1 protein-coding gene is annotated in these 495 nt (G+C 49.3%); it reads right to left on the bottom strand.

The window, feature by feature from the left end:
• Positions 1-495, bottom strand: a 495-nt coding sequence (locus ASC50_RS04175; RefSeq protein ID WP_262482196.1) for a DUF5723 family protein, incomplete at both ends; no start/stop codon positions are given.

The following is a 495-nucleotide window of genomic DNA, read 5'->3' as shown; positions in this document are numbered from 1 at the left end:
CAAATTGGCATTGACCACATTATTTGTCCAGCGAATAAAACCCAAGTCGGTGATGGCTGCCGACAGTTCCAAATTGTACAAAGGGCGGTAAGTGACACCCAAATCGATGCCAAACCCCTTGTTGGCGGTCAGCATCTCTTTGATAAAATCCCCCATGGGGAGTTCCCCCGGTCCGTTTCCGAGTTTGGGACCATCTGCTATATTCTCAAAATCGGGATAGTAATTACCGTTTTTGTCCGGTTCGGTGTTTTTAACAGTGCCCACTATTGATGGCAACGACATATATAAGCCGCCGGTGCCGTTGAGCGACCATTGAGTGCCGGAAGCGGTAAGTGTTAAGTCATCAAAATCGGTATGCACGTTTGCCTGTCCCATCAGGTATTTCAGTTTGGCTCCTACCGTCACTTTGTTGCTGAGTTTGCGCGACCAGCCAAAGCCCACTTCCGGGTATGCCATGGCGCGCGCCCCAAAGTGTGTAAAACCAAAAACCTTTTG

Source organism: Candidatus Symbiothrix dinenymphae (assembly GCF_001431085.1).
Note: the sequence above shows the minus strand (reverse complement) of the source record. Positions and strands in the feature narration are given on the sequence as shown.